Source organism: Novosphingobium sp., from assembly GCF_025351285.1.
Classification (GTDB): Bacteria; Pseudomonadota; Alphaproteobacteria; order Sphingomonadales; family Sphingomonadaceae; genus Novosphingobium.
Map to the genome: position 1 here is coordinate 1 of NZ_JANXWG010000052.1, position 4,551 is coordinate 4,551.

At 65.0% G+C, this 4,551-nt stretch carries 6 protein-coding genes; 3 read left to right on the top strand and 3 right to left on the bottom strand.

What is annotated here, in order from left to right:
• Positions 1 to 82 precede the first annotated feature (82 nt).
• Positions 83 to 580 (bottom strand): hypothetical protein, encoded by a 498-nt coding sequence (locus Q0R16_RS06045; RefSeq protein ID WP_295633547.1) that lies wholly within the window; start codon positions 578 to 580, stop codon positions 83 to 85.
• 208 nt (positions 581 to 788) lie between these two features.
• Positions 789 to 1,697 carry an SDR family NAD(P)-dependent oxidoreductase gene (locus tag Q0R16_RS06050; protein ID WP_295633550.1) on the bottom strand — a complete coding sequence of 303 codons (909 nt, stop codon included), beginning with the start codon at positions 1,695 to 1,697 and terminating at the stop codon, positions 789 to 791.
• 61 nt (positions 1,698 to 1,758) lie between these two features.
• On the opposite strand from Q0R16_RS06050, the gene Q0R16_RS06055 reads away from it, so the two are divergent.
• Together Q0R16_RS06055 and Q0R16_RS06060 are read left to right on the top strand one after the other, a co-directional pair.
• The gene (locus Q0R16_RS06055) at positions 1,759 to 2,613 is read left to right on the top strand and encodes an alpha/beta hydrolase (protein ID WP_295633554.1); all 855 of its coding nucleotides are present in this window, start codon (positions 1,759 to 1,761) and stop codon (positions 2,611 to 2,613) included.
• Positions 2,614 to 2,647: 34 nt separating this feature from the next.
• Entirely contained in the window at positions 2,648 to 2,827 is a 180-nt protein-coding gene (locus Q0R16_RS06060; RefSeq protein WP_295633557.1) for a hypothetical protein, read from the top strand.
• A 3-nt stretch (positions 2,828 to 2,830) separates the two neighbouring features.
• On the opposite strand, the gene Q0R16_RS06065 is transcribed toward Q0R16_RS06060, so the two are convergent.
• Positions 2,831 to 3,514, bottom strand: coding sequence for an HAD-IA family hydrolase (locus tag Q0R16_RS06065; protein WP_295633561.1), 684 nt, complete (start codon positions 3,512 to 3,514; stop codon positions 2,831 to 2,833).
• A gap of 62 nt (positions 3,515 to 3,576) precedes the next feature.
• On the opposite strand from Q0R16_RS06065, the gene Q0R16_RS06070 reads away from it, so the two are divergent.
• On the top strand, positions 3,577 to 4,551 hold a 975-nt coding region (locus Q0R16_RS06070), incomplete at its 3' end, for an NTP transferase domain-containing protein (protein ID WP_295633564.1).

Here is a 4,551-nt window from a genome sequence, read left to right on the forward strand (position 1 = left end):
AGACACGCCAACGCTGCGCCTGCGTGTCTCGACTTCGCTCGACACGAACGGTGAGGTTGGGGTTGTCAGTCGTGACCGTGCTTCAGCCCGCCCGGAGCGTTTGAGTCCGGACGGCAGCGGCTTGTTTCGCGGGTGCAGCCGTGGGCGGCGGCGCTACGGCTTTGGGTTCTTCGCGCGCCTCGATCAGGCCGAAGGCGGTGCGCAGGGCTTGCGCGATCCATTCGGCGTTGAGCCCGTCGAGTTCGACGCTGAGCGTGCCTTTGGCCGAGAGCAGATAGCGGCTGCGGTCGATCTCGACCGGTTGCATGTGCGCCTGGCCGTCCTCGATCCACAAGGTCAGGCCGATCACGCGCACGCCGTGGACCTTAAGGATGAAGCGCTTGATCTCGGTGGTCGATTGTTCTTCGGAGAATTCGAGATCGATGCGGCCTTCGATCGAGGCCAGCGTCATCGTGACCATTTCGGCCAATCGCGGCCCCACATCGCGCGCCCAGCGCATCCGTTCATACTGCACGGCATCGACCACCGCCGAAACCTGGTCGCACATCTGCTGGAAGCTGTCTTGGGACAGGGCGTTCATTGCTCGGCTTGGCCTTTGAAGTTCGACCCGGTGGCGATTTGCCGCTGGGCCTTGCCTCTGGATTGGATGTTTCGCCCCCGGTGCGTTGCCGAGTGACGAACAGGCCATACCGCATAGTTACTAATGAATTGCAGCCGAAATGTTTAACCCGGATTGCCGGGGAGGCATGCTGCCCACCCCGGCGTAACCCTGTTCAATGGCTGGAGAATCAGCCCTTCATGCCCTTCTGGATCAGCGCCAGGATCGCGCCGCTTTGCTCGGCGCCCGATTGCGGAACGAAATCGCCGGTGCGGTCGGAAATCTTGTCCCATTGGGCGGCGAAGCCTTCGACGGTGCGCTCGTCCGGGCCCAGGAATACGCCGGGGTTCATCGATACCCACGCCGAATGATACGCGCCTGCGCCGGCGCCGACGATAGCGTTGGTGGGCGAATCTTCGGAGACCAGGAACAGCGCGGCCGGCACGACATTTTCGGGGCCGAACAGCTTGAACGCTTCCTCGGGGAAGATGTCTTCGGTCATCCGCGTGCCGGCGACGGGGGCCAGCGTGTTGACCTTGATGTTGTTCTTGGTGCCTTCGAGGTAAAGCGTCTTGGTCAGGCCCGCCAGGCCCAGCTTGGCCGCGCCATAGTTGGCCTGGCCGAAGTTGCCGAAGAGGCCGGTGGACGAAGCGGTCATCAGGATGCGGCCGTAATTCTGCGCGCGCATCAGGTCCCAGCACGCCTTGGTGGCGAAGGCTGAGCCGATCAGGTGGACTTTGACCACCAGCTCGAAATCGGCCGGGTCCATCTTGGTGAAGCTCTTGTCGCGCAGGATGCCGGCGTTGTTGATCAGCACGTGGACGCCGCCCCAGGCCTCCTTGGCCTTGGCCACCATTTCGACCATCTGGTCGTATTCGGTGACGCTGGCGCCGTTCGACATCGCCTCGCCGCCGGCGGCCTTGATTTCCTCGACCACCGCGAGCGCCGCGTCCGAATGGCCGGTGCCGTCGCGTGATCCGCCAATGTCGTTAACGACAACCTTGGCGCCGCGCCTGGCCAGTTCGAGCGCATAGGCCCGGCCCAACCCGCCGCCAGCGCCGGTGACGATGGCAACTTTTCCTTCGAACGAGATGGTCATGTAAAGTCTCCCGCAGCGCCCGGTGTATGGCTAACCGGACGGTTAAATCCTGCGCGCGCCGATGCCATGCGCGGCCGGTTTCAGCAAGCGGATAGGTTGGCGCGCGGCGCTGTGTTCGCGCGGCGTGATGCTGGGCGCGCCGGTCACGATCTATTTCCACGAAGTGCCGGGAGGGCCCCGCGAACTCACGCTGTTCGGGGCGCCGGTGCCGGACGGCTGGCATGCGCTCGATCGATCTTCACTGCATCCGGGATTGGCCTTCGATGCGCATTGCGATGCGTTGGCGGATGAAGTGCGGGCTTTGGCCGGGGCTGCGCCGATCCGGCTCGTGGGCTTTTCGCTGGGTACGTTCATCGCGTTGCAGGTTGCGCACCGACTGCCCGACCTGCCGCTGACGATCGATCTGATCTCTGCCGCCGCGCCTTTGCAGACTGGCGATTACCTCGACCATATGGCCGGCAAGCCGGTGTTTGCCGCTGCTACTCGCAGCCCCGCGCTGTTCGGCGCGATGGCAGCAGGCCAGGCGCTGGCAGCGCGGCTGGCACCCACCCGGTTGGCGGCAGCGCTCTTCGCATCGGCGCAGGGTGAAGATAGGGCGCTGGCCGGCAATGCGGCGTTTCAATGCACCATGGCCATGATCCTGCGCCACGGTCTGAGCCACGGCCGAATCAATTATATGCGCGAGATCGCCGCCTATGTCGGCGACTGGGCTTCGATCCTGTCCGATATCCGCCATCCAGTGACGCTATGGCACGGCGCCGAGGACAACTGGTCACCGTCCGCGATGGCCGAAGTCCTGGCCAAACGGCTGCCCGACGTTGTCGCGCTGCATCGAATGCCCGACCTGTCGCACTACTCCACATTGGGCGCGTACCTGGATGCTTTGCCTGCTGGCAATACCGCACGGAACGGCTAGGCTGCGCTTCGACAAAATAGAGGAGAGCGTGCCGATGTTCGTGAAATTCACCAGTTCGGACCGGGTGGCAACCGCGATCAATGCCGCGCAAGTCACGTTCATTTCCTCGGTCACCGATGGAACGCGCATTCGCTTCGGCGAAGGCCGCAGCATAACCGTGATCGAACCGATGGACGAAGTGATCGAACGACTCAACCGACGCCCGCACGACTAGGATTTAACCCAGACTTTCCAGCACCGGGATCAGCGCGTCGAAGTGATCGATCACCGCATCCGCGCCCAGTTCGTGCGGCGGCCGGTCATGAAACCCGAAGCTGACCGCCACCACCGGCAGCGCGGCTGCGCGGGCGGCGCCGATGTCATACGTGGTGTCGCCTACGAAGGCGGCGCGGCCACCACCGCTTTGCTCGACCATCGCGTGGAGCAGGTCGGGCGCGGGCTTGGCCTTGCCCGGGCCGAGCGAATCACCGCCCAGGATTGCGGAGAAGCGGTCGGTCAGGCCGAGTTCGGCGAACACTTTGCGCGCCAGGTGTTCCTTCTTGTTGGTCGCCACCGCCAGCGTGACCCCGCGCGCGGCCAGCGCATCGAGCATCGCTTCGCCGCCGGGATAGAGCTTGGTGTGTTCGGCAATGTGATCCTCGTAGTAGGCGAAGAGCACGTCTTCGAGCGCCGCCATCTCGTCCGCGGGTAGCGCGCCGCCGGTTTCGAGCAGCCCGAGCCGCAGCGTTTGCCCGGTCCCGCCTCCGATCAGCCGGTACACTTCGTTGACCGGTACGATCGGGCGCCCGATCGATCGCAATGCGTGGTTGAGCGCGTGGCCGATATCCAGGCTGGTATCGAGCAACGTACCGTCGAGGTCGAATCCGACGATTGCGAATGGAAATGGGGTGGATATGTCCATGGTGTGTCCGGTGTGGCCGGGTGTTCTGGAAACCGCAAGATTTTGCTGGCAAGGAGCGCGGTATGACTGAACCGAACGCCATCACCGCTCCACTCGCAATCGTCACGCTCGCTGCCGGCAAGGGCACCCGGATGAAAAGCGACCTGCACAAGGTGCTTCACCCGATCGCGGGCCGCGCGATGATCGACCACTTGCTGGCGAGTGCGGCCGACCTGGCGCCGGCACGCAGCGTGGTGGTGGCGGGGCACGGACGCGAGCAGCTCGAAACGGCGCTGGCGGGCCGCGCGACCATCGCGGTGCAAGACCCGCAGCACGGCACCGGCCACGCGGTCCAGCAGGCCGAAGCGGCATTGGCCGGCTTTGAGGGCGATGTGCTGATCCTTTACGGCGACGTGCCGTTCGTCCGGGCAGCAACGATGCGTGCGATGCTCGAACGGCTCCACGCGGCGGATTCGCCGGCCGTTGTCGTGCTGGGCTTCGAACCGGCCGAGACGCTGCAATACGGCCGTGTGATTGCGCACGATGATGGCCGTATCGTCAAGATGGTCGAGCACAAGGACGCCACCGAGGAAGAGCGCGCCTGCCGGTTGTGCAATTCGGGGCTGATGGCGGTGCGCAGCGCAGACTTGTTCGGCCTGCTCGCGCGAGTGACCAACGACAACGCCGCGGGCGAATATTACCTGACCGATATCGTCAACGTGGCCAGCCTCGACGGGCGGACGTGCGCGGTGGTCGTCACCGACGATCCCGATGAAGTGGCCGGCATCAACAGCCGCGCCGAATTGGCCGGGGCCGAACAGCGCTGGCAACGGCGCCGCCGCGCGCGCGCGATGGCCGATGGCGCCACGCTGATCGCGCCCGAAACGGTGTGGTTCGCGTGGGATACGGTGGTGGGCCGCGACGTGACGATCGAGCCCAACGTGGTGTTCGGGCCGGGCGCGGTGGTGCAGGACCATGCGGTGATCCATGCGTTCTGCCACATCGAAGGTGCCACGATCGGCGCCAAATCGTCGGTCGGCCCGTTCGCGCGGCTGCGG